Source organism: Haladaptatus sp. W1, assembly GCF_001723155.1.
In the GTDB taxonomy this organism is placed as follows: Archaea; Halobacteriota; Halobacteria; order Halobacteriales; family Haladaptataceae; genus Haladaptatus; species Haladaptatus paucihalophilus.
In genome coordinates this window covers 1-25,136 of record NZ_MEIH01000029.1, presented here as the reverse complement: position 1 = coordinate 25,136, position 25,136 = coordinate 1, and the positions used below count along the sequence as shown (strand labels likewise).

Here is a 25,136-nt window from a genome sequence, read left to right as displayed (position 1 = left end):
TCTTGCCGAGGATACGGATGGCGTCCTTGTCGCGCCGCTGGGCGCGCTGGAGCATGGGTTCCACGGCGTCCTCGTTGCCCATCCGTTCGAGCGCTTCGAGGCAGTGACGTTCCATGAAGTTCGACTGAAGGGAATCGAGCGCGAGGAGCACCATGTCGGCTCGGTTGCGCTTCTCCCAGACCTTGAGTGCGCCCCACTCAGGCGGGTAATCCTTGCGGTGGTCGAGCACGTCGTAGTATCCTTCGGCTTCGAGTTGCTCGCGGGTGGACAGGTCGCTCCACTCTTCGGCGTCGTCGATGCCCGACTGCAGTTCCTCGGTCGCTTCGACGAGCGTTTCGAGGGTGTCCGCGTCCTCGTCCGGGTCGAGGTTCGCGTCGCCGATGGCGGTCGCCGCGGTTCCGAGGATTTCGGCGAGGTCGTCCGCGTTGCGCGAGAGCGTCACGCTGAAATCCGTCCCGAGCGCGTCCTGTACCGTCTCGGCGAAGGATTCGACGACGGTGACGAGTTCTTCACTCCCGTCGTCGGTCCAGCGGGTGTCCGTGATGGTCGCCGCCGCGTCTTCCACGTCGCTGATGACGTCTTCCGCGTACGGCCCGCGCTGGTCTTCGAGTTCGTCGCGGAGGTCCGAGAGGCGCGTTTCCAGTTCCTCGCGCGGGTCCTCCGCGTCCTCGTCGTCCTCGTCCGGTTCGGGGAGGTCAGCGCTTTCGAGCAGTCCCTCGATTTTGTCGAGTTGCGCTTCTACGACGTCGAGTTCGGCCTCCGTTTCGGCGTCTTCGAGTTCGGCTTCCGCGCTTTCGAGTTGCTCCTCTACGGTCTCCGCACTGACGAGTTCCGTCTCTTCGGCCTCGGAGTCCTGCGTCTCCTCGGCGTCTTCGTCGCTCATGCGTCCACCCCCGGCTGTGCCGTTGCTCTCATATGCGAAAAATTCGGACCGTAGCCGTCAAGAGCGTTTCCCTTCTGTCGTCTTCGCCGGGGGGGTCTTCCCCTCCGTCTCGCGCCAGTAGAATCCCGGCGCGAGGACGAGATAGGCCAGCGCGAGCGTCAACAGGGCGTACGGGAACGCCCGTCCCTTAAAACCCGGCACGAGGATGGCGAGCGAGTGGACGACGCCCATGATGAGCGCGTCGCGGGCCAACAGGTCGGGATAGGTTATCGTCGAGACCATCAGTCCCGCGAGGACGAACGTGAGCGCGACGACCACGATGGGGTCGGTGAAGCCCGCGAGGACGCCCGCGGCGAGGATGACGGACGCGAGCGTCGTCGGAATCCCCTCGGTCACGTCGTCGTCGGTGTCGTAGGCGGTGTACAGTCCGAGCCTAACGATGGCCATGGCGACGAACAGCGCCCCGCCGAGCGTCGCAATCGCCACGAGAAGCGGGTCGTAGCCCCACGTCTGGCGCACGACGGCGACGACCAGCATCGCCGGTGCGACCGAGAACGAGGCCACGTCGGCCAGCGAATCGAGATACGGCCCGGCCGCGGAACTGCCGACGTGGCGGGCGAGCACCCCGTCGAGTCCGTCCGCGACGGCGGCGAGCAGGACGAGGCGCGCGGCCAGCCTCGGGTTCGCGGTGGCGACCGAAACCGCCAGAAAGCCGAGCGCGGCGTTCGATACTGTCACCGCGTCGGCGAGCGAAAGCCGACCCACGAACCGGGGTTTCATACTCGGCGGGTAGCGCGAGCGTGGGTGATACCTCTTTTGAAATTACCCCGACCCATCGGCGGACGGAGGGGTCGAAATCACCGACGAACGTGGCTCACCGTTCGACGAATTCCCGAATCCGATCGACCGCGGCTCGCTCGCGGTCGCCGCCGCACGTCCGCGCGACCTCCTCGAAGTAGTCCAACCGAGAGCGGAGGTTCGCATCGTCGAACCCGTCCACTCCCAGTCGGGACGCCGCTACCGTCGCCTCCACGACCGCCGCGAAACCGCGGTCCGTCAGCGGCACCCGCCGCTCTCGAACCCCCGACTCGACCGGCGTCAGTTCCCACTCCTCCCAGCGCGTGCCGTCGGTTTCCCCTGCTCCAATCTGTTCGGCCTCGACTTCGACCCACGCGTCCGCGGAATCGAGGACCGGCTCTTCGTCCTCCCGAATCGAGAGGGCGGCCTCCGCGAAATCCACGGGGTCGCGGGTGAACTGGACGACGCCGCCGCCCTGCCGGTGAAAGTTCCGCCGCGTCCGGGTGTTGCCCCACGTCCGGGAGGTTACGGGGGCGGAGTCACCCGCGTGGAGGCCGAGCGCGGCCGCGTTCCACAACCCGTTCGGTCCGAGCGTCGTGACGACGGATTCGGTCACGCCGCGCAGTTCGACCGGCCAGTCGGCGTCGCTCACGGCGAGACGCCCCGTTCCAACGCGACGAACAGGCCTCCGGCCACGATGTCGGCGGTCGTGCCGGGGTTGATTCCCTCCTCGACCAGCGAGTCGGCGAACGCCGTGACGAGTTCCGAGTTCCCCTCGCGCGCCTCCTGAAGTGCTTCCTGTGCCCGGACGAGGACGCTCTCGGCGACCTTCTTCCCGTGGCGTTTCGCCACGAAGGTGTCCGGTTCGTGGGCGAGGAATTCGAGGTACACCTGCGCCGCGCGGGCGGAGATGCCGCCGTCCAGTTCGGCGATTCGTTCGCTCGCTTGGAACGTGCGCGGGAACCCGTTCGTCCATTCGCGGGCGATGCCGTCCTTGTCGGCGCTCAGTTCCATCACGTCGTAAAGCGTCGTGTCGGCCTCTCTGAGGGCCGGAATCGCGTCGCTTCCGCGGCGAACGTCGAACTCGTCCATTCCCTCCGGCGGGTCCGAGACGGCCACATCGACGTGTTCGAACGCGCGATAGAACCCCTCGGCGTCCTCGACCGTCGTCGTCTCCACGACGTCCGTTACCCCCTCGGGCGACAACTCGTCGGCTTTCACCAGCGGAACCAACAACAGCAACGCGCCGAACTGGGTGTTGCCACCCTCTTGGTGGCTCATGCCCTCGACGGCCTGCTTGAACGCCTCGCCGACCGGTTTTCCTTCCTCGGCGGCCCTGAGTCCCTCGCCGGACCCGATGGCCCCGGCGAGGAAGTGCTCGAAGCGCAAGTCGGGAAAGTCCCGGTCCCGGTCCACGTTTCCGGGTTTCGGCGTCCCGGCGACCTCCAGCAACAGTGCCAGTTGGGCGTGTTCTGCGGGCGTCATACCGCCACCTCCGCGAACCACTCGTCGGTCGCGCGACGGACCCGCGACAGCACCTCGGGATTGTCGCTCGGTCGCCCGACGCTCACCCCGTCCGCGCCGTAGTCGAGGTACTCAGCGACCGTTTTCCCGTCGCGGACGCCGTTGTTCGCCACGAGGAAACAGTCGGTGGCGTCCGCGACGTCCGCCACGACGCGCTCCGAATCCATCGCATCGATGTGGACGATATCCGCACCTGCGTCCGCGGCCCGCCGTGTGACCCGTGGAAGGTTCACGCCGGGAACTTCGGTTCGAACCTTGACGCTCACCGTGGCCCCCGTTTCGGCCGCCGCGCGAACCTGTTGGCAGAGGCGGTCCGCGTCTCGGAGAAGTGATTGTCCGGCACTGACCGCGCACATCTCTTCCTGTCGGCAGTGGGCGTTGAGTTCCAGTATCGCGCCGTGACGTTCGCACACGTCCCCGACGGCGCGAATCGGCGGAAGGGTGGCGGAGCGGACGTTGATGCCGGGACGAACCGGCACGTCTGCGAGCGCGGCGAGTTGCTCGTCCACGAACGAAACGGGGTCGTCCGGCAGGAACTCGTTTCGCTCGCGCGACACCAACTGCCTCGCCGCTTTCCGCGTTTCGTCGTCCAGCGCGATGCCGCCCAGGAACGCCGCGCCGACGTGTTCCGACGCGGTGCGCGCCCAGTCCGCATCTGACTCTCCACTGAGGCTGGCGAGCGCTACCCGTGGCTCGAACATCAGGCCACCTCCAGCGCGTCGCTCACCGCGCGGGCGACGCGCGCTGCGTCCGCCGCGTCGTCCATCTTCGTGTCCGTTCGAACCGTCGGGCGGTCGAGCGTCGTTCCGTCCTCGTCGTCCAGGACGAAGGCATCGACAAACGGGTACGCCTCCGCCACGCCCGCCGTGCTCGGTTGGTAGCCGACCGCCTCCATCAGTTTCGCCGCGGGTCCGGAGAACACGCGGTCCTCGACGAACGGCGACACCGCGACCACGGTGGTCGATTCGAGCGCGTCGCGGATGGCGTCGATGGCGAGCATCGGCCCGATGCTCGTCACCGGATTCGACGGGCCGATGACGACGGATTCGTCCGTCAGCGCGTCGAGGGCGGCGGGCGACGGTCGGGCCTCGCTCGCGCCGCGGAACTCGACGTCCGTGACCGCCGGTTCGCCGCCGCGTGCGACCCAGAACTCCTGAAAGTGCATCTCCCCGTCGGGCGTGTGGATGATGCTCGCAACGGGGTCGTCGCTCATCGGAACGACGTCCGTCGGCGAATCGAAGGCGTCGGCCAGAATCCGCGTCGTCTCGGTGAGCGTCTTCCCTTCGTCCAGCAGCCCCGTCCGCGTGACGTGCACCGCCCGGTCGCGGTCGCCGAGGAGCATGAACTCCGCGACGCCCGAGAACCGCCGCCAACGAGAGATGTCCCGTCCGCTCGTCTGCCGGTCGTCCGAGAGGTACCGCGGTCCTCCGTCGAGTCCTGCCGACTCAGCGAGGCGATGGAGTTCGTCGTGCGTCGCCGTCGTGTCGTCGTCGATTCCCCACCACAGTTCGCGGTCGAGGACGTCCCCTTGCTGGAACAACACCGTGTCGATGTCGGGACAGACGAGGAGGCCGCCGAGTTCGACGTCGTCCCCCGTGTTACCGACGACGGTCGTCTCGGCGCGCGAAACGACCGACTCGGACCCCTCCAATAGTTTGGGGGTACCCGTCCCCCCTGAGAGAAACGTGACCATGTTTCGGACTCCTTCGAGAGAGGGCATAAAGCCTCGTCCTTCGGTTTTTATACCATGACGGGCCAACGGTCACGTAATGAAGACTATCAAGGACAGCGTTCACGACCACATCGAGGTCGTCGGCGTTGCGAACGACCTCCTCGATACGCACGCGGTCCAGCGATTGCGACATATCACGCAACTCGGAACGGCTCGTCTCGTCTACCCCTCCGCAAACCACACCCGATTCGAGCACAGCCTCGGCGTGTACCATCTGGCCCGCGAAGCCCTCACCAATCTCGGTATCGAAGGCGTGCAGGCAGAACGCGTCCGTGCGGCGGCCCTCCTTCACGATATCGGCCATTCGCCGTACAGCCACACCATCGAGGAACTCATCCACCGCCGGACCGGGAAGTACCACGACGACGTTCACGACCTCCTCGTGGACACCGAGGTCGGCGACATCCTCCGCGACCACGACTTGAACCCGGACACCATCGCCGGACTCATCGCGGGCGAGGGGGAACTCGGGCAGGTCGTCTCCGGCGAACTCGACGTGGACCGGATGGACTACCTCGTCCGGGACGCCCACCACACCGGGGTTCCCTACGGCACCATCGACCACGAGCGACTGACGCACGAACTGACGTTCTTCGACGGCAAGCTCGTCCTCGCGGAGGGGAACGTCCAGACCGCAGAGAGCCTTCTCGTCGCCCGTGCGCTGATGAACCCGACGGTGTACAACCACCACGTCACGCGAATCAGCAAGTCGATGCTCCAGCGGGCGAGCGAGCGACTGCTCGGTTCGCCCGACATCGACGCCGAGCAGTTGCGACGGATGGACGACCACGACCTGCTCGTCGCCCTCCGGACGAACCCGGAAACCGCCGAACTCGCCCGACGACTGTCGGACCGCGACCTCTACAAACGCGCCGTCTGGGCGGAGATGGTGGACGTTTCGGACGACATCATCGACGCGGACCACGACGCCATCCGCGAGTACGAAGACGACATCGCGGCGGACGCGGGCGTCGATTCGGAGCACGTCACGCTCGACGTTCCGAGCCGTCCGAAGATGACCGAATCGTCGTCGCGGGTCGTCGTCAACGGCGAGATTCGGCCGCTCGCCAAGCAATCGACGCTGGTGCGGGCGCTCCAGCAGGTCCAACGCGACCAGTGGCGACTCGGCGTGTACACTCCGGCGGAGACGACGGAGGCGGTCGGACACGCGGCCGAACGCGTCCTCGGGTTGGAGACCGACGGCGCGCTCGTCAGCGACATCCGGACCGGCGTCCGGACGACGTTGACCGATTTCGAGGCGGACGAAGGGGACAAGGAGTGACCGAACACCGAAACCGACGGATTTGGACGGGACGAGGCGTTTAAGTCCGACAACTGATAACCGCCATCTATGTTCGTGGAGGGCACCATCCTGTCCGGGCCGAACTTCGACCCCGTGGAAGGTCGCGTCGTCGTCGAGGATGGTACGATAACCGCAATCGAAGAGGAGTCCGTTTCGTCGTCGAACATCGTCTGTCCGGCGTTCGTCAACGCACACACTCACATCGGAGACTCCATCGCCAAGGAGGCCGGTGCGGGGCTGTCGTTGGAAGAACTCGTCGCGCCGCCGGACGGACTCAAACACCGACTTCTTCGGGAGACGTCGCGTGCGAAGAAGGTCGAAGCGATGCGACGGTCGTTGGAATTCATGCAATCGACGGGGACCGCCTCGTTTCTCGAATTCCGCGAGGGCGGCGTCGAGGGCGTCTTCGCCCTGCGCGAGGCCGCCGAGAGCTTGGACATCGACCCGTTCATCCTCGGTCGGGAGACGGTCGATGCGATGGAAGCGGCGGACGGCTTCGGCGCGAGCGGTGCCAACGACGCCGACTTCGGCCGTGAACGGACGGCGACGAAACGGGCGGGAAAGACGTTCGGAATCCACGCGGGCGAGGCCGACCCGAGCGACATCAACCCGGCGCTCGACCTCTCGCCGGATTTCCTCGTTCACGTCGTCCACCCCGAGCCGATTCACCTCGACCGAATCGAAGACAGCGAGATTCCCATCGCGGTCTGTCCGCGCTCGAACCTCGTGACTGGGGTCGGTATGCCCCCGATTCGGGATCTTCTCGAACGGACAACGGTCGCGCTCGGGACGGACAACGTGATGTTGAACAGTCCGTCGATGTTCCGCGAGATGGAGTTCACGGCGAAGTTGACGGATGTCTCGCCCCGCGAAGTGCTCCGAATGGCGACGCGAAACGGGGCGCGCATCGCGGGGCTGAACCGCGGTGTCATCGAACCCGGACGCGACGCGAAACTGCTCGTCCTCGACGGCGACTCGGACAACCTCGCCGGAAACCGCGACGTGGTTCGTTCGGTGGTCCGTCGGGCTGGTGCGAGCGACGTAACCGACGTGGTGCTGTAGGTTGGCATTCCATCGGTGTCTGTCACGTTACCGCCTTGCCACCTCACCGTCTTACCGCCTTGCCATCTTGCCATCTCACCGCCTCGTCGTCGTCCTCCCACCGCCGTTGTCGCACCGGACTTCGGGAATGTACGTCCCGCGACCGATGCCGTTTCGTTTCGAAGGAAGTTCTCACCAAATGAGTTAAGACAACCCACACCGTGCCATTCGGTAACATTCCAATGTACGACCGAATTCTCGTCCCGACCGATGGTTCGGAGGAGACGACGTGCGTCATCGCACACGCCGCCGAACTGGCCGAGGCGCACGGCGCGGAACTGCACGCGATATACGTCATCAACTCCTCGACGTTCGCCAGCCTCCCCATGGAGTCGTCGTGGGAGGGCGTCTCCGACATGCTCGAAGAGGAGGGAAAATCAGCGCTCGAAGACGCCCGCCGCGTCGCGGAGGAGTACGACGTTTCGCTGACGACCCACTTGCTCGAAGGGCCGCCAAACAAGGAAATCGTCCGCTACGCCGAACTGGACGGTTTCGACCTCATCGTAATGGGAACGCACGGACGCGGCGGCATCGACCGCCTCCTGCTCGGCAGCGTGGCCGAGCGCGTCGTCCGCGCTTCGACGGTCCCCGTCCTCACGGTCCGCGTCGGCGGCGAGGACGACGAACCGGACGTCCCGGCGACCGGCAAAGCACACGGTAGTAGCTGACCGCCGTCAGTTCCAACCTTCGGCACCTTCGTCGGACGTCAGTTCGCCGGGCGAAGGTGGTCGCAATCGCCCGCGTGAACGCGGACGTCTCCATCGTCAGTCTCGACGACCAGTGCGCCCGGCGTGACGATATCGACCGCTGTTCCAACCACATCCCCGTCCGGCGTTTCGACCCGTACCCGCTGGCCCAGCGTCGCCGACAGTTCTCGCCACGCCGGAAGGACAGCATCCACGTCCGTTCGGAGCGCGTCGAACTCCTCTAACACCCGTTGGACGAACACCCGTCGGTTCACGCTCCCGACGACTTCCTGCACGCTCGTCGCGCCGTCCGGGAGGTCGTCGGCCGGGATGTTGACGTTGATTCCGGTGCCGACGATGACCCACGAGACGCGATTCGCCTCGCCTTCCATCTCGGTGAGGATGCCACAGAGTTTTTCTCCGCCTCTCGCTCCGGCAGCGGTGCCTTGCTCCGACTGGCCCTTGTTCGTTTCGCTCACGAGCACGTCGTTCGGCCACTTTATTTCCGCCGGGACGCCCGCCTCCCGCGCCGCTCGCGCCACCGCGACGGCGGCGGCAAGCGTCAGGAGCGGCGCGTGCGCCGGCGGGATGTTCGGGCGAAGCACGAGGCTCAACCATACGCCGCCGGACGGACCGACCCACATTCGTTCGAGACGCCCCCGTCCGCCGACCTGCTCGTCCGCCAGTACGACGACATCCTCGGCACCCTCCTCGGCCAGTTCCCGCGCTCTGTCGTTCGTGCTCCCGATGGAGTCGTGATATTCGACGGAAAAGGGTGCGTCGAGTCCGTACTCGACCGATGGACCGAACTCGGGGACGTCATCGAGGAAGTAGCCATCGCTCGTGCTCTCGATTTCGAACCCGGCGGTGCGAAGCGCCTCGACGTGTTTCCAAATCGCGTTCCGCGAAATGTCGAGGCTATCCGCGAGTTCCGGCCCGGAAACCGGACCGTCCGCGAGCGCGTCCAAGACGGCCCGCCGTGTCTCGTTCATACCGTCCGATAGGAACCCGTTCGACAAGAATCGTCCCGTTTGGTCGCGGCATCCGTCACCGCCGGTTCCATCCGTCCCGAATTCTGTCCGGTTCCGACAGCAACCACGCTCCGGCCGATTTCGACCACGTTCCGACGCGAATCGCCCGGAAACCCAAGGGATAACTTCGAAGCAAGGAGTCCATACAATCATGCACTCCACGTTCGTCGAGATGTTGCAGCGAAACGCGGACCACGCCGCGGCGTTCCGGACCCGATTTGACGACGTACAGGACTCCCAACGACCGGGCGTCGTCACCGTCTGTTGCTCGGACTCGCGCGTCCTGCAGGACCACATCTGGGGGAACGACGAACCCGGCGACGTCTTCACGTGCGGCAACATCGGAAACCGCGTCGTCCAGCGCACGGACGACGGTGAAGTCGTCTCCGGCGACGTGCTCTACCCGGTTGAGCACACGGGGACGAAAACCGTCGTCGTCGTGGGACACACGGGCTGTGGAGCCGTCACGGCGACGTACGACGCTTTGACGGACGGCGTGTCCGAACCCGCGGGTATCGAACACTGCCTCGACCTGCTGAAACCCCGCCTCGAAGCGGGCGTCGAAGCGCTCCCGGACGACGTGGACCGGGCGGGTGCCATCAACCGCCTCGTCGAGTACAACGTCGATAGACAGGTCGAATTCCTCCTGGACAGCGACGACATTCCGGACGACGTGGACGTCATCGGCGTTGTCTACGACTTCCAGGACGTCTACTCCGGGGAGAGAGGAGAAGTCCACGTCATCAACGCGAACGGCGAAACCGCCGTCGAGACGTTGCGAGACGACCACGAGAAGATAGGCGGACGAATCGAGCGGCTCTGGGAGTACTGAGGACGCGACCGCAACCCCTTTTGAACCCCCCTCTCCCCACCGATGCCTTCCGAGACAACAGCCCTGCTCCGTTCGATTCGTCGCCGATCTGCAGGTATTCCTCGAACTCCTCTCGGAACAGTGGAGCAACGTATTCGGAGGGAGCGTGACCGCGACGGCAGGACTACAACCCGCCCCACAGAGCGAGCAGTCCGAACCCGACGATAATCACGCCCGCGAGTCGGTTCACCCGGCGCATGGTTGACCGTCCGAATCGCGTCCGGAAGTGCCCCACGGCGGAACTCAACGCGAACCACCAGAGCGCCGACCCGAGGAAGACGCCGCCGACCAGCGCGGCGGCGTCCGTATCGTTCCCCGACACTCCGACGCCCAACCCGGTGAAGATGCCGACGAAGGCGAGGATGGTCACGGGGTTGGTTATCGTCAAGAGAAACGTCGAACCGTAGTCTCGCACGAGCGCGGGCACGTTCGGTGTGGACGCGGTGGACACGGTGGGTCCGGTAATTGCGGTGGGTGCGGTTTCCGCTGGTTCGGCGCGGAGCGACTGTACGCCGAGGTACAGGAGGAGTACCCCGCCGCCGAGACGGATGCTCGTCCGGTGGGCGAGCAGCGTCGAGGACAGTATCGTGATTCCGAATCCGGCGAAGGTGCCGTACACGGCGTCTGCTGACGCCGCTCCGAGTCCGCTGACGAAGCCCGAGAGCCGTCCCTTAGAAAGCGTTCGCTGGATGCACAGGACGCCGATTGGACCGACCGGTGCCGCAATCGAGACGCCGAGAACGATACCCTGAATCAGAATGGCGATTGTCGTCGTTAATACGCATCACTTCTACCACCGAGAGGTCGTTCGCATCTAAATGCCTTCCCCATTCATGGTTCTTGGTGTCAATGAACAATCGAGATGGTGTTCGGAATGCTAATATGAATGGTTGCTCAATTATTCAAGCGTGACCCAGGACACGACCAGACTCCGGCGATTCATCGCGGACGAGACCGACGGATGCTGTGACGCCGACGTCGAAGCGCGACTCGACGAACTCGAATCCTTCACGGGGGGATTCCGGACGACTACGCGACCGATTTGGACGCGTTGAAAACCCTCGGGAACGAGACTCGGTACCGAATCACACGATTGCTTGCCGCCGCGGAGGACGAACTCTGCGTCTGTGAGATAACCCCGTCGTTCGACGTGAGCGAGAGCGCCGTCAGCCACGCGCTTTCCGACCTCACCGACGCCGGGTTGCTGTCCCGCCGAAAAGAAGGAACGTGGCGGTACTATCGGACGACGACGCGGGCGGAACGGGTCGTTGCGGCGCTCGACGCGACACGAGGTGAAAACGAATGAGCGAAAATACGGACACGACCGACGAGGAGCACAGGAATCTCGATGCCGCGGAACAGCGACGCGCCGTTCGCAACCGGTACGCTCGAATCGCCACGGAGGCGGGGGGTTGTGCCGACGACGGTTGCTGTGACGAATCGGCCACGCAGAGTTCGGAGCAACTCGGTTACGACGATGACGAAGTGAACTCGGTAGCGGACGGCGCGGACTTGGGACTCGGGTGCGGAAATCCGAACGCCATCGCGTCGCTCGAAACGGGCGACACGGTACTCGACCTCGGGTCCGGTGCGGGATTCGACTGCTTCCTCGCCGCACGGGAGGTCGGCGAGTCCGGACGGGTTATCGGCGTCGACATGACTCCCGAGATGGTCGAGAAGGCTCGGGAGAACGTCGTGAAGAACGACGCGACGAACGTCGAGTTCCGCCTCGGCGAAATCGAACACCTCCCCGTCTCCGACGAGACGGTCGACGTCATCATCTCGAACTGCGTCATCAACCTCTCGCCGAACAAGCCGCAGGTCTTCCGCGAGGCGTTTCGGGCGCTCCGCCCGGACGGACGGGTGGCCGTCTCGGACGTCGTGATGACCGCTCCCATCCCGGATGCGGTTCGAACGGACCCCGAATCCGTGGCCGCCTGCGTCGGTGGCTCCTCGACAATCGACGAACTGCGAGCGATGCTAACCGAGGCCGGTTTCGTCGACGTCGAGATAACGCCGAAAGAGGACAGCGAGGAGTTCATCCGCGAATGGGACGACAGCCTCGACCTCGGCGAATACATCGTCTCCGCGGCGATAACGGGCCGGAAGCCTCGACAGGGTGAGAGCGAATGACGGAGCAAAATGACGGCACCGTCACGGTCGCGTTCGTCTGCGTACAGAACGCGGGGCGGAGTCAGATGGCGACCGCTTTCGCCGAACGAGAGCGTGACCGGCGGGGATTCGAAGACCGGGTACGCATCGTCACCGGTGGAACCGACCCCGCGAATCACGTCCACGGTGTCGTCGTCGAAACGATGGCCGAGAACGGGTTCGACCTCGGAGACCGGACTCCGCGAAAAATCACGCACGACGAGACGATGGACGCGGACATCGTTATCACGATGGGCTGTTCCGCGGAGAACGTCTGTCCGATGACGTGGCGGGGAGATGCCCGCGACTGGGCGCTCGACGACCCGCACGGACGGGGAATCGAGGCGGTGCGGGGAATACGGGATGACATCGAGCGGAGGGTCTCGGGACTGTTCGACGAACTTGCCGAGAACGCCACTGAACGAGGTGTCTAACAGGTGCGACTTCCCCGAAGAGCACCGCGTCACTTTTAGCCCCCGTGGGAGAATCCGCAGTATTCACGTCTATGTCTCCTACTTTGTTCCCGACGACCATCGAAAGTGAACGGCTTCGGTACGTGCCGCTACACGAGTCGGTCGACGTCCTCGACCTCTACGAGTATCACCGCTCCGGCGAGATGGACGCCGTGATGCGCCCGCTCGGTGAGACGCCGCACGCGACGCCGAAGGAAACGATGGACGAACTGACTGAAGCCGGAGACGCGTGGGAGTCCGGCGAACGGGCGACCTACGCCATGCGGTCGAACGCGGACGACGAATTCGTCGGCGTCGCCGAGCTGTGGCTCGAATGGGACAAACGCAAGACGTCGTTCGGAATCTGGATTCGAGAGCCGTGCTGGGGACGCGGTTACTCCGCAGAGCGGGCGGGAGCGATGCTGTACGTCGCCTTCGAACTGCTCGACCTCGAACTCGTGAGCGTCGGACACGAACCCGAAAACGAGCGGTCGAAACGCGCCATCGAGAAGTACGTCGATGTCTACGGCGGGCAGTACGATGGCATCCTCCGAAATTGGCTTCCGCCGGGCGATTCTGGCGGCCCACGGGACTTGCGAACGTACACCATCTCGCAAGCGCAGTGGCGTGAGAACACTACGGACGAAGAGCTGGCGACGATTCGGGTCGTTCGGTAAGTCTCACGAAGTCGCTCGCCGTTCGATACGGCGTCTCCACGCGAGAGCGGTCGTTCCCCTCAGTCCCCCAACATTGAGCCTAACTTTTGCGGTGCCAACCACGCCGCGAGTCCGCTCCCCATTTGTCACCGTCGGTGGTCACGTTCCGCTGCGCGAACAGCGCACACCCGCAGTAGACGAGAAACAGCGTCAGCATCTCGAACCAGTACAGCAGGAACACCTCGTTGACGGTACCGCCCCCGTCGGCGAGAACGATTCCCGCGAACGGGAGCGCGTTGGCGACGAGGACCGGAGAGAAGTCGGCGAAGCTGACGTCATCGCCCTGTTCTCTATCGCTTATTTCGATACTTCAGTTGTCTCGTGTCGTGACGTAAATCTATCCAATCGACAGCGCGTATCCGCGACGCCCGCGTTTGATTCCGCCGTCGATTTTCACTAGAATTCCTATCTCGATTATCGGTTCTTTCGCTGTTCCACTTTGTTCCGGTAGCTACGACCATGACTGCAGAGGACGAAATGTCCAACCCGGCAGATATCTCCGACTAGTCGGAGCTAGCAATAGCCGGACCAGCGGGAGTACATCTGATTTCCGGATCGATCGAAAAGAGAAAGCGAATCATCAACGAGATGCTGACGATGGTCAGCGTCCCGAAGATGACGATTTGAGCCAGTGGAATCGGTTGTCCGGCACGTATCGTGAAAACGACCATCGCCATCACCGCTCCACCGAGAGTTGCGACCTTGACGAGGAGAATCGCGGTGAATGCGTATCCCCACGGTCGTCGTTTCCGCAGCCAGTATGCCGAGAGGGCAAATGCCGGAACGAGGATGCCGAGGTCCAGCGAATAAATCACGTTCGTGGGAACTCCAGCCTCGAGGATGCTTTCGGGGACCGACCCGGCGAGGGTAGCCGGAACGATTACCGACAACCAGAGGAAGAGGATGAGGACGACGAACAGCAACTGGAAACCAACGTACGACCGAACCGGCATATCGCCGACAGACCGTTTCAGTTCCTCCGCATCGAGTCGTGCCATTCCGCCGACGAACGTGAAGAGTGACAACCAAAGGAGTGTGACGTAGACGAGATATAACTCGTTGAATGCCGTCATGAAGGCGTACGAACCGTAGGTGTACAGGAGGTAGCCCATAACGCCGAGCCAGACGACGTACGCTCGTGACGACCCTTTCGTGGAGAAGTACAGGGAGATTGCCAGAGCGGGAACTGCTACGGTGAGCGTCAAGAGGTCCTGTCCATAGACCTGTGGAAGGAGTACCGGTGCGTCGCGGTAGAAACCGGGAACGAACAGACCAACGCTGGTCGCGGCGACGGTCAAGAGGAGTATCGCCACCGAGGAGAGGACGTACGAGCGCGATAGCGTACTTCGTGACATCTTCACCCGGTTCTCGTCTCGTCGATTTCGTCGGAGGGCGGAACACCGAGGCGGTTCTCGACGAACGCAGCAAAGTCAGTTGCAAACGCCTCAACTTCGTGCCAATCAGTGTACTCGTAATCTCGTGACGTATCTGTATCTCCGGTGGCCTCTTTGGCGATCCGCTTCATCATCAGTCGCTTGAGAAACCCGTACTTCGAGTAACGAAGCGCACCCGCGAACAGGCCGATACGGTCGGGGTTCCAATCAGTCTCCTCAAGGAACTCGTCGACGTACGCCGCTGCTTCCGCCTGTCGTTCGTCATCCGTCGTCGCAGACGACATGGACAACTGGAAGAACGCAGTCGGTCGAAGGGTCAGAGTCTCGCGGTTTCCGCGAACGAACTCGGAAATCTCGGTCTGGTGCTTTCCGAGGTGGATGGAAGCACCGACGAGAAACGCATCGATACTTTCGAGGTCGGATTTGGACGGGCGTTCCGCAGCGTCGACTGCGCTCGCATCGTGGCCACGCTCGGTCAGTACGGTGGCGATTCGATCAGCGACTTTTGCTGTCTGCCCTTCGCCAGTTCCGTAGACGACGAGAAATGACACCATCGATATTCGTTCATGACGTACTGTATCGGCGTCAATAAACCTTGATGGCAGACCCTCTTCTCGCCCCTGTCAGCCGTTCCGAGTAAGTATCGATGACGAATATATACGCGCTCACGGCCCCAGAAGTAGTGTTTTTACCGGTTCTCTCGCTGCTCCACCTTGTTCAGTTCGATGAGCAACCGGAAAATCGCCTTCACCAAATTCGAGTCCACCTCGAATTTCTCGGCGTTCTCGCCCGCCCGGTCCATCACGCGTTGTTCCTGTGACTCGTCCGTCGTGGGAATATCTTGGGCCGACTTCACCTCCGCCACCGTGTCCGCGACGTAAGTTCGTCGGGCGATGAGTTCCACCAGTTCGCGGTCGATGGATTCGATTTCGCCGCGCAGTTCGTCGAGCGTCATATCGTTCGGGTTCCGTCTGTTTGCGTCGTCGTTAGCCATGTCGTGCCCTCCAATGACTGCCAGCTTTTCCGTACGTCCTCTAAAACCTCTCGCCCGCCGACGGCGACGAAACTCGGGCCGGTTCCCGACAGCGAAACGCCCACCACGTCCGGCAGGGCTTCCACCATCGGTTCGGCCGAAAACCCGAGCGCGCCGCAGAAGGCGAAGCCGTTGACGGTCATCGCCCGGCCGTAGTCGCCGTCGAGCGCGAGTTCGGCCACCAGTTCGGCCATCGGCGCGACCTGCTGACACCGGGAGACGTCCGCGTCGGCGGAGAACGACCGCTCCGGCGGCGTCCACACCAGCACGTCCCAGTCCACCTCGTCCCGGGCGAGCAGTTCGTCCGTCGAGTTGTCGGTGACGGTGACGCCGCCGAGCATGCTCGCGCTGGCGTCGTCGAACGCGCCGGTGACCGTCACTCCCACGTCGCGGGCCGCCTGCACGCCGATTCGGCAGGCGTCTTCGCGCCGCATCTCGGCGTCGAGTGCCGAAAGCGTCGCCAGCACCGTTGCGTTGGCGGCGGCACTCGAACTCTTCAGGCCAGAGGCCATCGGCACGTCGCTCTCGGTGCGGACCGTCGCGCCGAACGCCTCGTCTTCGACGTCGAGGACGAGTTCCGCACAGCGTTCGATGAGTCGAGCGTCCGCGTCGGGAGCGTCGGCGATCTCTCCGCGTATCTCGCCGGAATCGTCCAGTTCGACCTCCGCGGTCGTCGAGATGTCGATGGCGAACGCCGACCCGACACCGGTCGCCAGTGCGTTGAGTATCGTCCCGGCGGCGGGTGCTTTCGAGCGACCGTGCATGGTCGGCCTTCGCAGGTATCCGTCTTGAGGATGGCGGTAGACGCAATACGTGATGCCGTCACGCGGCCGCGGACGATTCGGTCGGTTCGTCCATCGGGTCGCCGAGTTCGCCGACGATTTCCTCCAACGCGTCGGTTGCAGTGATGAGGCCGACGACTTCTCCGTCCTCCATCACCAGCGCGAGTTCCTGATTTTCGGCCTGGAACTGGTCCACCACGTCGCTGATGGATGCGTCCGCCGCGACGGTCGTCGGCGGGTGTGCCACCTCCTCGATGGTCGTCTCTCCCGACCGGAGCGCGTCGTCCGCGCCGTACAGCGCGGGCATGTAGACGTTCCCGTGGTACTCGGAGAGCGACTCGCCGACCAGCGGAAACCGCGTGTGCGGATTGTTCTTGGCGCGTTCGACGTTCTCGTCGAGGGACGCGGACGTCGAGAGGGAGACGATGTCCTCGCGCGGAATCATGACGTCTCGAACAGGTATCTCGCCGATTGCGAGCGCGTTCAGGACCTCCCGATGGCGCTCGTCCGCGAGGTCACCTCGTTCGAGGACGGAGCCGAGTTCCTGGTGGAGGTCGGCGCGGGTTTCGATGGCGTCCGCTTCCGCGTCCTTCCACGCGCCGGTGATTTCGACGCCGAACAGACGCAGCGTCCACTTCGCCACCCCGTCGCCGAGCGTGATTATCGGAGCGATGGCCCGATGGAACCAGTACAGCGGGGTCGCGCCGTACCGACAGACGAATTTCGTGCGCTCGACGCCGAGGTACGTCGGCGTCTGTTCCCCGTGTGTCAGGTGGACGAGGTTGATGATGAGGAATCCGAGGAGCGCCCCCGCGCCGACCGACGCCAACCACGTCCCCGCGAATATCGGCTCGAAGATGGCGGCCAGCGCCGGTTCGGCGACGATACCGACCGCGATGCTGGACGCGGTGATACCGACCTGACAGCTCGTGAGGTAGATTTCGAGGTTCTCCGTCATCTCCCACGCCCTCCGCAAGTCGGGCGAGTCGAACTCCGATTCGGAGTACTGGCGGACGCGGGTCAGCGCGAACTCGATGGCGACGAAGTACCCGTTCGCCAGTATCAACAGTAGTCCGGCGGCCAACCGCGCAGCTATCACCACGGTGTTCATCGTCCGTGCGTAGCGGTTCCACTCATTTGATACTACTGGCTCGTTTCAAACTATCTTCCTATGATGGCGATTGGAAAATGGGATTTTCAAATAATATTGTAGTGATGTCGGTGTCTGTCAATTTCATTGGTGGCATCAACCGTCCGTCGAGTCTCGGTGCGTTACGTCGAATCTCGGGTCGGTATGCTCTCCCGCGTGGGTCGTCCGATGGGGTGCGAACGAATCGTTGCGCTGGAACGGGGGTCTTTTCCCCGTCCCCGACAAACCGCCGGGTATGAGTGTCCGCAACGACGTTTCCCCCGATACGCTCGGCGTCGAACTCACCGAGGACGGCATCGTCGTCGAATACACGGACGGCCGGGAGGTCTTCTACAATGGGATTCCGAAGAAGGTACAGGGGACGCTTCGAACGCAACCGGGAAAGCTGATTCAGGTGCTCGTCACCGACCCGACCGAGACGGAGGGCGTCATGACCTACGTCAACGACCGGGACACGCACGACGAAATCCTGCAAGAGACGGGCGTCGGCCGAGTCATCCTCGAACCCGGCGAGGAGGAGGAACTGTTCCCCGGCGTGACGGTCCGGGCCGACGGCTACGCCGTCGAAGTCGAGGCCAGCCCGGAAATCGCGCGGGGCCGAGTGTTCGTCTTCGAGGAGGACGAACTGGGCGAGCGCTCGTTCGAGTTCGTCGAGGACGACGACGAATAATGCCGCTCGCAAAGCGCTGGCAGGAACTCGACAGGGGGACGGTCGCGCGGGCTCCGGAACGCTGGGCGATGTACGAACTGGGGACCGACGGTGAATTACTGGAAATCGGCGTCGGCGTCCTCCGAGACGAGTTGAAAACCGCGCTCACGTACGGCGACGCCGAGCAGGTCCGCTGGGAGACGTGCCAATCGCGGGAAGGAGCGGAGGAGTTGGCCGCGGAACACCGGGAACGGGCGGGGCTGGACTGAGTAGTGGTTGACTGGTAGCCGCCGGAACTCAGTTGACGAGCGGTGGCGTCGGTTCCTCGTCCGCGTCCTTCCACTCGCCCAGTCCTTCGGGGTCGAGATGGATGTGGACGTCGCCCACGTCGTCGCGGGCGATGAGTGAGTCTCGGAGTTCGGTTTCGATGTCGTGAGCTTCGATGAACGTGTGGTCGGCCGCGACCTCGGCGTGGAACTCGATTTCGAGGACGGTTCCGGCGTGGTAGGCGGTGAAATCGTGTACGCCGTGAACGTCGTCGTGGGAGAGCACTTCGTCCCGAATCTCTTCTCGGACGGGTTCCGGGGCGGCGGTGTCCACGAGGTAGTTCACGTTCTCCCGCGAAATCTCCACGCCCTGGTGGATGACGAGCAGGCTGACCACTCCGCCCGCGAGCGGGTCGAGAACCGGGAACCCGACGGCCATTCCGGCGACGCCGACCATCGCCGCGAGCGTGGTGTAGAGGTCGTTTTTGCTGTCGGCGGCGAGCGCGGCGAGGCCGGACGACCCGACGTTTCGGTTGACGCGTTTGGTGTACCAGTAACAGAAGGCGCGGTCGAAAAAGGCGAAGGCGAGTCCCCCAACGAGGGCGATACTGTAGGTCGCCTCCGGCGCGGAGCGAATCGTTTGTCCCGCGTCGTACAGCAGTTTCAGGCCGAGCAGGACGAGCGTCCCGCCGACGAACAGGGCGGTCAGCGGTTCGACCCGCTCGTGTCCGTGCGGGTGGTTCGAGTCGGGTCCGTGAAAGGAGAGACGTCCCCAGACGAGGACGACCGCACTCGCCAACAGGTCGGCCACCGAGTGGGCGGCGTCGGCGACGAGCGCGAGGCTCCCGAATGCAAGTCCGAGTCCCCCCTCCACCACGATTTTGAGGACGTTCGTCACCACGTTGGCCCACGACGCCTTGAGGAACTCGCTCCGGTGGTCGGCCATTCGTTCCTTCGTGGAACGCCCGTGGTTAAGAATATATGGATTAGGGTTGACAAATATCGGTTTTAGAGTGAGTCTAAAACACACGGTAATCGGTCACACGGTGGCTCGGACACAACATCACGTGATTCGGCGCGACATCACCACCACGCCGAGGACGATGAGTCCGATTCCCCAATAGAGCGAATCGTACGGTAACACCTTCAGGAGGAGCGTGACGACGCCGGACGTGAACAGCGACCAGCCGATTGTGGTATCGTACCCCATAGTACGTTCCCGACGGCCACTCGGTTTAAGCTGTCGGCAGTGGTGAACGTCCGCGTGGCAATCGACGCGCGTTCGTCGCCGTTTGCCCGCCATCATCCGTCCATCGGTGCCGCCGTCACCTGTTCCCGTACGTCGTGTCCGCTACTGGATGTAGCTCGGGTCCTCCGCGTCGCAGTGTTCCTCGTGCTGTTCCGCGTCGCTCCGGTCGTCGAACATCAGTCCGCACTGCTCGCACTGGTACCATGTCGTATCGTCGCGCTCGGTTCGAGCAACCATAATTGAACAATTGGCAGCATCGGACAAAGGGGTTTCTCCGGGAAACCCTGAAGACGGTGGGGTGACGAGTAGGGAATATGACGAATACACCGACGGTTACGCTTACCGTCCGGGGTGCGGAAAAGCGCGACGGCGGGCGGGGTATCGCCCGAATCGCCGACGAGGCCCGACAGCAACTCGGCGTGCTGAGCGGCGATACGGTCGCCGTCGAGGGGAACGGAACGACGGTCGTCAAGGTGTGGCCCGCCGCGAGCACGGTGCCGGAAAACACCATCCAAATCGACGCCGAAACGCGGACGAACGCGGGCGTCAGAATCGGCGACGAGGTTTCCGTTCATCCCATCTCCGTCTCCGACGCGGACTCCATCACGGTCGTCCCGAAGGCGAACTTCTCGCTCGACGACGTTGACACGCTGGAGCGGGCGGTGAAGCGGGAACTGCTGGACCGCCCGGTTCAGTCCGGCGAGCGCGCGCGAATCGAGCGACTCGGCGACGCGGGACTGTTCGTCGTCACGCGGACGAACCCCGGCGGAACCGTCCGCGTGACGAACGAGACGAACGTGAAAGTCTCCCTCTCGGATATGGTCGAATCCGTCTCCACATCCTCCGCCGACGCCGACGATTCGACCGACGTCACCGGCGCGGCGTACGAGGACATCGGCGGACTGGACGATGAACTCCGGCGGGTCCGCGAGATGGTCGAACTGCCGCTCTCGAACCCCGAACTCTTCCGCCGGTTGGGTATCGACCCGCCGAAGGGCGTGTTGCTCTACGGGCCGCCCGGAACCGGAAAAACCCTCATCGCCAAGGCGGTCGCCAACGAGGTGAACGCCCACTTCGTCTCCGTCTCCGGCCCGGAAGTGATGAGCAAGTACAAGGGAGAAAGCGAGGAACGCCTCCGCGAAATCTTCACCGAAGCGAACGAGAACGCCCCCGCCATCATCTTCTTCGACGAGGTGGACAGCCTCGGCGGGAAGCGCGACGAGGAGAGCGACATGGAGAACCGACTCGTCGCCCAGATGCTCTCGCTGATGGACGGGTTGGAATCCCGCGGGGAAGTCGTCGTCATCGGCGCGACGAACCGCGTGGACGCCATCGACCCGGCGCTCCGGCGCGGCGGGCGCTTCGACCGCGAAATCGAAATCGGCGCGCCGGACGAGGGCGGCCGCCGCGAAATCCTTGAAGTCCACACCCGCGGGATGCCGCTCGCCGACGACGTGGCGGTCGAACGACTCGCCGCGACGACTCACGGGTTCGTCGGTGCCGACCTCCACACGCTCGTCACGGAGGCGGCGATGGCGGCGCTCCGGCGCGCGCGCGACGACGGCGCGGACGACGACGCGTTGCTCTCCGTCGAGGTGACGCGGGGTGACTTCAACACCGCGTTGGCGAGCGTCGAACCGTCCGCAATGCGAGAGTTCGTCGCCGAAGCGCCCGACATCTCCTTCGAGGACGTGGGCGGACTGAACGACGCGAAACAGACGCTCATCGAGGCCGTCGAGTGGCCGCTCTCGTACTCCAACCTGTTCGAAGCGACGCGGACGGAACCGCCGAGCGGCGTCCTCCTCTACGGGCCGCCCGGAACCGGGAAGACGCTCCTCGCCCGCGCGCTCGCTGGCGAGAGCGACGTGAACTTCGTCTCCGTCGCCGGACCGGAACTGTTGGACCGGTACGTCGGCGAGAGCGAGAAGTCAGTTCGGGAGGTGTTCGACCGGGCGCGACAGGCCTCCCCCGCCATCATCTTCTTCGACGAAATCGACTCGCTCGCGTCCCAACGCGGCGAGTCCCACGAAGTCACCGAACGGGTCGTCTCGCAACTGCTGACCGAACTCGACGGCCTGACCGAAAACCCGAACCTCGTCGTCCTCGCGGCGACGAACCGCCGCGAGGCCATCGACCCCGCGCTCCTCCGTCCCGGCCGACTCGAGTCCCACATCGAGATTCCGGCCCCCGACGAGGAAGGTCGTCGCAAAATCCTGTCCGTCCACGCGGGCGACAAACCGCTCGCCGACGACATCGACCTCGATTGGCTGGCGACGGAACTGGAGGGGTACACCGGTGCCGACATCGAGGCGCTCGTCCGCGCCGCGTCGATGCGCGCCATCCGCGAAGCGGCCGACGAGTTGACGCCCGAGGAAGCCAACAACAGGGCGGACGAAATCGTCATCGAACAGCGCCACTTCGATGCGGCCCGCGAATTCGTTCAGCCGACGCTATAGTCAGATATTACGTCGTACCTCGGTTTCGAGTACTACACGAGCGATTCGTGATTTCTACCCGTTCGGTCGGCTCCGGGCCCTCGAGCCTCGTCGGTTGCTGAACGTAGTAGACGGAGACGTTCGTCAGGTCGTCGTCGTGCGTTTCGTTCCAACGTTGACAGACGTACTTGGCGAACGCCGGTCGAAGCGTCTCGTAGCCGCGCCGCTGGAGGTCGAGGAGATATACCAGCCACCGATGACTGGGGAATCCGAGCACCTCATCGGACGGGGGGTCCCAACAAACGGCACCCCGATGAAATGCGTCCACTTCCCGCCCTGATTCGAGTCGTCCGGGAACGACGTACCACCCGTCGGTTCCTCGCGGTTCGGGTGCGAACATGCTCCAGCGATGTTCGGCCGGATTCACCGTATCCTCTACCTGTTCTGGCGTTCGGACGTACCCGAGCGTCGCGGCGTTCCAGACGAGGACGAACACGAGAAGGCATGTCAGAATAAGCGGTGTGACACGAGAAGGCATGTCAGAATAAGCGGTGTGATTCGTTCTATTCCCTGACGGACGTCATTCAGAACCTTCGGCGTCCGAGGGTGAGGAAAGACACGTTTACACCAACTCATCCGACGTTCCTCGTCGCGTGCCCCCACGACCGGTTCGACGAACCGGTCCACGGAATCCCAGACGACGCTCGGGAGAAACGGAAGCAGTGCCGTGGTAGAAATTAGCGGAAAGAGACCGAGATACATGGTGAGAAACATTCCAAAGTGCATCCCGATGAATAGCGATGCGAACGCCGCCCGTGACCAGCCAGTCAGGAGTATCAGGAGCGCCGACGTCACGATCATCGTGAACCAAAGTTTGTCGAAGGCGTGAAGCATCGTCGGATACCGGGCCAAAGCGTCCCCGACGAACGTGGTGAGGTTGTGGAGACTGAACACGTACTCCACCGCAACGCCGCGCGTCCACAACTCGCCGCGGAGTTTGAACAGCGCATTCGCGGTGTAGATAACGACGACCTGAACCAACAACCCGGCGGACGCGAGGCTCACGACTCGCTCGCCGTGGTCCTCGTCGTACAGCGAATCGACGGACCACCGTTCACCCAATGGTAAGAAGATACCCCACAGAAGCAATCGTCGAAGCAAGGAATCCCCGGCGTTCAGGAGGACTGGATTTCGAGCATGTAACGACACGAGGAGAACGAACGAAATTGCCGTCGAAACCCTCGTTCGATAGCCGACGAGAAGCAATAGCGCGAAGATGGCGGCAACGATGAACAAGACCGCTTGAAACCACACCGCTCCCGAAATCGTGTGGATCGAAAGGTGAGAAAGCCCGGGGAACCGCGTTTCGAGAACCGAGCGGGGTAAAACACCGGAGTCGGTGTAGAAGACAGCGAGGTCGCGCGACCGGAGAATCAGATCGGAGAGCAACAAGAAGCCCAGGAATATCCGGAAGGTTGCCAACGCTCGTGTGTCGATTCCAAACCGGCGGGCGAGAGCAGTGCGACCCCGTTCACCAATATTTGTCGTGGTCGCGAACATATCCATACCCGCGAATATTTTTAATATTATATAAGTCTTATATATTTCATATAAACTAACGTCGTATACTCCATCCAAATCGGTATCACTCATCCCCTTTGACCTACAATCCCTGTAAACGAACTCGAAACTCATCCGTCAAGCGTCACGTCGAACGCCCGTCGAATCGCCGCACACTGCATCGACAGCGGCATGCTTGGTTGGACCGACGCGCCGCTAGTTCCGTTCCCGCCCTCGGCGTGTTTCGCCGCCAGTTCGGGCGTGCAGGGGAGGTGGACGAAGCCCATCGGAACGTCCCGGTCCTCGCGTTCCAGATACGCTCGCGTCGAGTAGAGCGCGTTGTTACAGAGGTGCGTCCCCGCGGTGTTCGAGACGTGTGCCGGAATTACGGCGTCGAGGAGCGATTCCACGACCGAAACGACGGGCAGCGTGGCGAAGTAGCCCGCCGCTCCGCCGCCGCGGATTCGCTCGTTTCTCGGCTCCGCGCCCGCATTGTCCGGCGTGCTCCCGGAGTCGTTGACGTTGATACCCACGCGCTCGACGCTGATTCCCGCCCGTCCCGCCGCGAGGCCGGTGGCGACGATTGCGGCCGGGTCGTGGGTTTCGACGTGGCTCCGCATCGCTTCGAACGCCGCGTCGAACTCGACCGGAAGGACTTCCCCAACGATTTCGTGGCCGCCGAGTTCCTCGCCGTCGAGTTCGCGCGCCACCATCTCGCTCGGGTTCTCGTCGTCGTCGCCGAAGGGTTCGTAGCCCGTCAGGAGCAGCGTCATGCACGGACGATTTCGGCGCGGCGGCTTAGTTGATGGTGTCGCGGAAAGGCGGACGGGTTGGGTCGGATATCTCGACGAATATCGCGCCGAAAACACGGGAGGACCGGGATGGCGCGGAAAATCGTGATCCGAGTGAAGTCGTGTGGCTCCGACGCCGACCGTCACCCGAGGACGATGAGCAACAGCGGAACGACGAGCAACGTGAGGAGAAATCCGATGAAGTAGGTTTTGGTCCCGACGATTTCGTTCTGCATCGCGTCGATGAACGGCGTGTACAGCGGATAGAGCACGAGCGTCAGGAGCGTCACCAGCAGGCCGATGCTCAACAACAGGACGACGGTCAGCACGCCGACGGGCGTGTCGAGGGCAACCGCGATGATGAGCGTATCGACCAAGGTTCCGATGTTCGCGCCGAGGATGTACGGGATGATCTCGTTGCGCTTGACGTGGCCGCGGTTGTACAGCGGGACGATGACGCCGAGCGAAAACGCGACGCTCGTCGTCAGGGCGGTGATGATGAGTCCGAGGAAGAACGACGCCCACTTGTTTTGCAGTCGGGAGAGATAGCGGCGTCGAAGCCGTTGCTTGTCGAGACTC

The 25,136-nt window shown here is 63.6% G+C and carries 31 protein-coding genes and 2 pseudogenes; 12 read left to right on the top strand and 21 right to left on the bottom strand.

Going from position 1 to position 25,136, the window contains the following annotated elements; genetic code table 11:
* From BG842_RS01560 to cofD, 6 genes are all read right to left on the bottom strand, one after another.
* On the bottom strand, nucleotides 1–883 hold an 883-nt coding region (locus tag BG842_RS01560), incomplete at its 3' end, for a phycocyanobilin lyase (protein WP_069449409.1).
* A gap of 57 nt (nucleotides 884–940) precedes the next feature.
* On the bottom strand, nucleotides 941–1,663 hold the full coding sequence (locus BG842_RS01555; protein ID WP_069449408.1) for a protein sorting system archaetidylserine synthase: 723 nt from the start codon (nucleotides 1,661–1,663) through the stop codon (nucleotides 941–943).
* Between the two features lie 94 nt (nucleotides 1,664–1,757).
* The gene (locus tag BG842_RS01550) at nucleotides 1,758–2,333 is read right to left on the bottom strand and encodes a DUF447 domain-containing protein (RefSeq protein WP_069449407.1); all 576 of its coding nucleotides are present in this window, start codon (nucleotides 2,331–2,333) and stop codon (nucleotides 1,758–1,760) included.
* Entirely contained in the window at nucleotides 2,330–3,166 is an 837-nt protein-coding gene (locus BG842_RS01545) for a triphosphoribosyl-dephospho-CoA synthase (protein WP_069449406.1), read from the bottom strand. Before BG842_RS01545 ends, BG842_RS01550 begins: the two co-directional genes overlap by 4 nt.
* Nucleotides 3,163–3,906 carry a tRNA-dihydrouridine synthase gene (locus BG842_RS01540; protein ID WP_069449405.1) on the bottom strand — a complete coding sequence of 248 codons (744 nt, stop codon included), beginning with the start codon at nucleotides 3,904–3,906 and terminating at the stop codon, nucleotides 3,163–3,165. Before BG842_RS01540 ends, BG842_RS01545 begins: the two co-directional genes overlap by 4 nt.
* Nucleotides 3,906–4,898 (bottom strand): 2-phospho-L-lactate transferase, encoded by a 993-nt coding sequence (gene cofD, locus BG842_RS01535; protein WP_069449404.1) that lies wholly within the window; start codon nucleotides 4,896–4,898, stop codon nucleotides 3,906–3,908. The genes BG842_RS01540 and cofD overlap by 1 nt, the downstream gene beginning before the upstream one ends.
* A gap of 76 nt (nucleotides 4,899–4,974) precedes the next feature.
* On the opposite strand from cofD, the gene BG842_RS01530 reads away from it, so the two are divergent.
* From BG842_RS01530 to BG842_RS01520, 3 genes are all read left to right on the top strand, one after another.
* Nucleotides 4,975–6,219, top strand: a complete 1,245-nt coding sequence (locus tag BG842_RS01530; RefSeq protein ID WP_069449403.1) for an HD domain-containing protein — start codon at nucleotides 4,975–4,977, stop codon at nucleotides 6,217–6,219.
* Nucleotides 6,220–6,288: 69 nt separating this feature from the next.
* Nucleotides 6,289–7,302 carry an amidohydrolase family protein gene (locus BG842_RS01525; protein ID WP_069449402.1) on the top strand — a complete coding sequence of 338 codons (1,014 nt, stop codon included), beginning with the start codon at nucleotides 6,289–6,291 and terminating at the stop codon, nucleotides 7,300–7,302.
* A gap of 221 nt (nucleotides 7,303–7,523) precedes the next feature.
* Entirely contained in the window at nucleotides 7,524–8,009 is a 486-nt protein-coding gene (locus BG842_RS01520) for a universal stress protein (RefSeq protein WP_069449401.1), read from the top strand.
* A gap of 38 nt (nucleotides 8,010–8,047) precedes the next feature.
* Here BG842_RS01520 and BG842_RS01515 read toward each other — a convergent pair whose 3' ends face one another.
* Both BG842_RS01515 and BG842_RS32410 read right to left on the bottom strand, forming a co-directional pair.
* A complete protein-coding gene (locus BG842_RS01515) occupies nucleotides 8,048–9,019 on the bottom strand; it encodes a biotin--[acetyl-CoA-carboxylase] ligase (protein ID WP_069449400.1) in 972 nt (323 codons plus the stop codon).
* A 55-nt stretch (nucleotides 9,020–9,074) separates the two neighbouring features.
* Nucleotides 9,075–9,203, bottom strand: coding sequence for a hypothetical protein (locus BG842_RS32410; protein WP_256388489.1), 129 nt, complete (start codon nucleotides 9,201–9,203; stop codon nucleotides 9,075–9,077).
* A gap of 6 nt (nucleotides 9,204–9,209) precedes the next feature.
* On the opposite strand from BG842_RS32410, the gene BG842_RS01510 reads away from it, so the two are divergent.
* Nucleotides 9,210–9,890: a carbonic anhydrase gene (locus BG842_RS01510; protein ID WP_069449399.1), complete on the top strand. Its 681-nt coding sequence runs from the start codon at nucleotides 9,210–9,212 to the stop codon at nucleotides 9,888–9,890.
* Between the two features lie 163 nt (nucleotides 9,891–10,053).
* Here the strand turns inward: BG842_RS01510 and BG842_RS01505 are convergent, their stop codons facing one another.
* Complete coding sequence (locus BG842_RS01505; RefSeq protein ID WP_254662824.1) at nucleotides 10,054–10,620, bottom strand: LysE family transporter; 567 nt, start codon at nucleotides 10,618–10,620, stop codon at nucleotides 10,054–10,056.
* A 217-nt stretch (nucleotides 10,621–10,837) separates the two neighbouring features.
* Here BG842_RS01505 and BG842_RS01500 point away from each other — a divergent pair.
* The 5 genes and pseudogenes from BG842_RS01500 (at nucleotide 10,838) to BG842_RS28550 (ending at nucleotide 13,648) form a co-directional block, all read left to right on the top strand.
* A pseudogene (locus BG842_RS01500) lies at nucleotides 10,838–11,235 on the top strand (ArsR/SmtB family transcription factor).
* Nucleotides 11,232–12,062 (top strand): arsenite methyltransferase, encoded by an 831-nt coding sequence (locus BG842_RS01495; RefSeq protein WP_069449397.1) that lies wholly within the window; start codon nucleotides 11,232–11,234, stop codon nucleotides 12,060–12,062. The pseudogene BG842_RS01500 and the gene BG842_RS01495 overlap by 4 nt, the downstream one beginning before the upstream one ends.
* Entirely contained in the window at nucleotides 12,059–12,514 is a 456-nt protein-coding gene (locus BG842_RS01490) for a low molecular weight phosphatase family protein (RefSeq protein ID WP_069449396.1), read from the top strand. Before BG842_RS01495 ends, BG842_RS01490 begins: the two co-directional genes overlap by 4 nt.
* Before the next feature lie 71 nt (nucleotides 12,515–12,585).
* Entirely contained in the window at nucleotides 12,586–13,209 is a 624-nt protein-coding gene (locus BG842_RS01485) for a GNAT family N-acetyltransferase (RefSeq protein WP_254662823.1), read from the top strand.
* Between the two features lie 91 nt (nucleotides 13,210–13,300).
* Complete coding sequence (locus BG842_RS28550; protein ID WP_139135979.1) at nucleotides 13,301–13,648, top strand: hypothetical protein; 348 nt, start codon at nucleotides 13,301–13,303, stop codon at nucleotides 13,646–13,648.
* Nucleotides 13,649–13,751: 103 nt separating this feature from the next.
* On the opposite strand, the gene BG842_RS01480 is transcribed toward BG842_RS28550, so the two are convergent.
* From BG842_RS01480 to BG842_RS01460, 5 genes are all read right to left on the bottom strand, one after another.
* Complete coding sequence (locus tag BG842_RS01480) at nucleotides 13,752–14,603, bottom strand: hypothetical protein (RefSeq protein WP_254662822.1); 852 nt, start codon at nucleotides 14,601–14,603, stop codon at nucleotides 13,752–13,754.
* Nucleotides 14,604–14,605: 2 nt separating this feature from the next.
* The gene (hemG, locus tag BG842_RS01475; protein ID WP_069449393.1) at nucleotides 14,606–15,196 is read right to left on the bottom strand and encodes a menaquinone-dependent protoporphyrinogen IX dehydrogenase; all 591 of its coding nucleotides are present in this window, start codon (nucleotides 15,194–15,196) and stop codon (nucleotides 14,606–14,608) included.
* A 134-nt stretch (nucleotides 15,197–15,330) separates the two neighbouring features.
* Entirely contained in the window at nucleotides 15,331–15,636 is a 306-nt protein-coding gene (locus BG842_RS01470; RefSeq protein WP_175424054.1) for a chorismate mutase, read from the bottom strand.
* Entirely contained in the window at nucleotides 15,594–16,439 is an 846-nt protein-coding gene (locus BG842_RS01465) for a shikimate kinase (protein WP_069449391.1), read from the bottom strand. Before BG842_RS01465 ends, BG842_RS01470 begins: the two co-directional genes overlap by 43 nt.
* A 58-nt stretch (nucleotides 16,440–16,497) precedes the next feature.
* Nucleotides 16,498–17,568: a CNNM domain-containing protein gene (locus BG842_RS01460; protein ID WP_069449390.1), complete on the bottom strand. Its 1,071-nt coding sequence runs from the start codon at nucleotides 17,566–17,568 to the stop codon at nucleotides 16,498–16,500.
* 274 nt (nucleotides 17,569–17,842) lie between these two features.
* Here BG842_RS01460 and BG842_RS01455 point away from each other — a divergent pair, with 274 nt between their 5' ends.
* Together BG842_RS01455 and BG842_RS01450 are read left to right on the top strand one after the other, a co-directional pair.
* A complete protein-coding gene (locus BG842_RS01455; protein ID WP_069449410.1) occupies nucleotides 17,843–18,277 on the top strand; it encodes a DUF5796 family protein in 435 nt (144 codons plus the stop codon).
* On the top strand, nucleotides 18,277–18,525 hold the full coding sequence (locus tag BG842_RS01450) for a hypothetical protein (protein ID WP_069449389.1): 249 nt from the start codon (nucleotides 18,277–18,279) through the stop codon (nucleotides 18,523–18,525). The genes BG842_RS01455 and BG842_RS01450 overlap by 1 nt, the downstream gene beginning before the upstream one ends.
* Before the next feature lie 28 nt (nucleotides 18,526–18,553).
* Here the strand turns inward: BG842_RS01450 and BG842_RS01445 are convergent, their stop codons facing one another.
* The 3 genes from BG842_RS01445 to BG842_RS32405 all read right to left on the bottom strand — a co-directional run bounded on the left by BG842_RS01445 (nucleotide 18,554) and on the right by BG842_RS32405 (nucleotide 20,008).
* Nucleotides 18,554–19,468 carry a cation diffusion facilitator family transporter gene (locus tag BG842_RS01445; RefSeq protein ID WP_069449388.1) on the bottom strand — a complete coding sequence of 305 codons (915 nt, stop codon included), beginning with the start codon at nucleotides 19,466–19,468 and terminating at the stop codon, nucleotides 18,554–18,556.
* Between the two features lie 117 nt (nucleotides 19,469–19,585).
* On the bottom strand, nucleotides 19,586–19,732 hold the full coding sequence (locus BG842_RS29460; protein ID WP_007980322.1) for a hypothetical protein: 147 nt from the start codon (nucleotides 19,730–19,732) through the stop codon (nucleotides 19,586–19,588).
* Nucleotides 19,733–19,873: 141 nt separating this feature from the next.
* Nucleotides 19,874–20,008 (bottom strand): hypothetical protein, encoded by a 135-nt coding sequence (locus BG842_RS32405; protein ID WP_256388488.1) that lies wholly within the window; start codon nucleotides 20,006–20,008, stop codon nucleotides 19,874–19,876.
* A 77-nt stretch (nucleotides 20,009–20,085) separates the two neighbouring features.
* Between BG842_RS32405 and BG842_RS01440 the strand changes: the two genes are divergently transcribed.
* Complete coding sequence (locus BG842_RS01440; RefSeq protein ID WP_069449387.1) at nucleotides 20,086–22,227, top strand: CDC48 family AAA ATPase; 2,142 nt, start codon at nucleotides 20,086–20,088, stop codon at nucleotides 22,225–22,227.
* Between the two features lie 7 nt (nucleotides 22,228–22,234).
* On the opposite strand, the gene BG842_RS30845 is transcribed toward BG842_RS01440, so the two are convergent.
* From BG842_RS30845 to BG842_RS01425, 4 genes and pseudogenes are all read right to left on the bottom strand, one after another.
* A complete protein-coding gene (locus BG842_RS30845) occupies nucleotides 22,235–22,702 on the bottom strand; it encodes a hypothetical protein (RefSeq protein ID WP_254662821.1) in 468 nt (155 codons plus the stop codon).
* 11 nt (nucleotides 22,703–22,713) lie between these two features.
* Complete coding sequence (locus BG842_RS30840; RefSeq protein WP_254662820.1) at nucleotides 22,714–23,658, bottom strand: HTTM domain-containing protein; 945 nt, start codon at nucleotides 23,656–23,658, stop codon at nucleotides 22,714–22,716.
* Between the two features lie 239 nt (nucleotides 23,659–23,897).
* On the bottom strand, nucleotides 23,898–24,539 hold the full coding sequence (locus tag BG842_RS01430) for a peptidase (RefSeq protein WP_069449386.1): 642 nt from the start codon (nucleotides 24,537–24,539) through the stop codon (nucleotides 23,898–23,900).
* Nucleotides 24,540–24,700: 161 nt separating this feature from the next.
* Nucleotides 24,701–25,136, bottom strand: a pseudogene (locus tag BG842_RS01425) (sodium:phosphate symporter); the annotation flags it as partial.

Coding starts and splice junctions, on each gene's coding strand:
- BG842_RS01555 (WP_069449408.1), bottom strand. CDS start 1,663: ATGAAACCCCGGTTCGTGGGTCGGCTTTCGCTCGCCGACGCGGTGACA.
- BG842_RS01545 (WP_069449406.1), bottom strand. CDS start 3,166: ATGACGCCCGCAGAACACGCCCAACTGGCACTGTTGCTGGAGGTCGCC.
- BG842_RS01540 (WP_069449405.1), bottom strand. CDS start 3,906: ATGTTCGAGCCACGGGTAGCGCTCGCCAGCCTCAGTGGAGAGTCAGAT.
- cofD (WP_069449404.1), bottom strand. CDS start 4,898: ATGGTCACGTTTCTCTCAGGGGGGACGGGTACCCCCAAACTATTGGAG.
- BG842_RS01530 (WP_069449403.1), top strand. CDS start 4,975: ATGAAGACTATCAAGGACAGCGTTCACGACCACATCGAGGTCGTCGGC.
- BG842_RS01525 (WP_069449402.1), top strand. CDS start 6,289: ATGTTCGTGGAGGGCACCATCCTGTCCGGGCCGAACTTCGACCCCGTG.
- BG842_RS01520 (WP_069449401.1), top strand. CDS start 7,524: ATGTACGACCGAATTCTCGTCCCGACCGATGGTTCGGAGGAGACGACG.
- BG842_RS01515 (WP_069449400.1), bottom strand. CDS start 9,019: ATGAACGAGACACGGCGGGCCGTCTTGGACGCGCTCGCGGACGGTCCG.
- BG842_RS32410 (WP_256388489.1), bottom strand. CDS start 9,203: ATGGACTCCTTGCTTCGAAGTTATCCCTTGGGTTTCCGGGCGATTCGC.
- BG842_RS01510 (WP_069449399.1), top strand. CDS start 9,210: ATGCACTCCACGTTCGTCGAGATGTTGCAGCGAAACGCGGACCACGCC.
- BG842_RS01495 (WP_069449397.1), top strand. CDS start 11,232: ATGAGCGAAAATACGGACACGACCGACGAGGAGCACAGGAATCTCGAT.
- BG842_RS01490 (WP_069449396.1), top strand. CDS start 12,059: ATGACGGAGCAAAATGACGGCACCGTCACGGTCGCGTTCGTCTGCGTA.
- BG842_RS01485 (WP_254662823.1), top strand. CDS start 12,586: ATGTCTCCTACTTTGTTCCCGACGACCATCGAAAGTGAACGGCTTCGG.
- BG842_RS01480 (WP_254662822.1), bottom strand. CDS start 14,603: ATGTCACGAAGTACGCTATCGCGCTCGTACGTCCTCTCCTCGGTGGCG.
- hemG (WP_069449393.1), bottom strand. CDS start 15,196: ATGGTGTCATTTCTCGTCGTCTACGGAACTGGCGAAGGGCAGACAGCA.
- BG842_RS01470 (WP_175424054.1), bottom strand. CDS start 15,636: ATGGCTAACGACGACGCAAACAGACGGAACCCGAACGATATGACGCTC.
- BG842_RS01465 (WP_069449391.1), bottom strand. CDS start 16,439: ATGCACGGTCGCTCGAAAGCACCCGCCGCCGGGACGATACTCAACGCA.
- BG842_RS01460 (WP_069449390.1), bottom strand. CDS start 17,568: ATGAACACCGTGGTGATAGCTGCGCGGTTGGCCGCCGGACTACTGTTG.
- BG842_RS01455 (WP_069449410.1), top strand. CDS start 17,843: ATGAGTGTCCGCAACGACGTTTCCCCCGATACGCTCGGCGTCGAACTC.
- BG842_RS01450 (WP_069449389.1), top strand. CDS start 18,277: ATGCCGCTCGCAAAGCGCTGGCAGGAACTCGACAGGGGGACGGTCGCG.
- BG842_RS01445 (WP_069449388.1), bottom strand. CDS start 19,468: ATGGCCGACCACCGGAGCGAGTTCCTCAAGGCGTCGTGGGCCAACGTG.
- BG842_RS29460 (WP_007980322.1), bottom strand. CDS start 19,732: ATGGGGTACGATACCACAATCGGCTGGTCGCTGTTCACGTCCGGCGTC.
- BG842_RS32405 (WP_256388488.1), bottom strand. CDS start 20,008: ATGGTTGCTCGAACCGAGCGCGACGATACGACATGGTACCAGTGCGAG.
- BG842_RS01440 (WP_069449387.1), top strand. CDS start 20,086: ATGACGAATACACCGACGGTTACGCTTACCGTCCGGGGTGCGGAAAAG.
- BG842_RS01430 (WP_069449386.1), bottom strand. CDS start 24,539: ATGACGCTGCTCCTGACGGGCTACGAACCCTTCGGCGACGACGACGAG.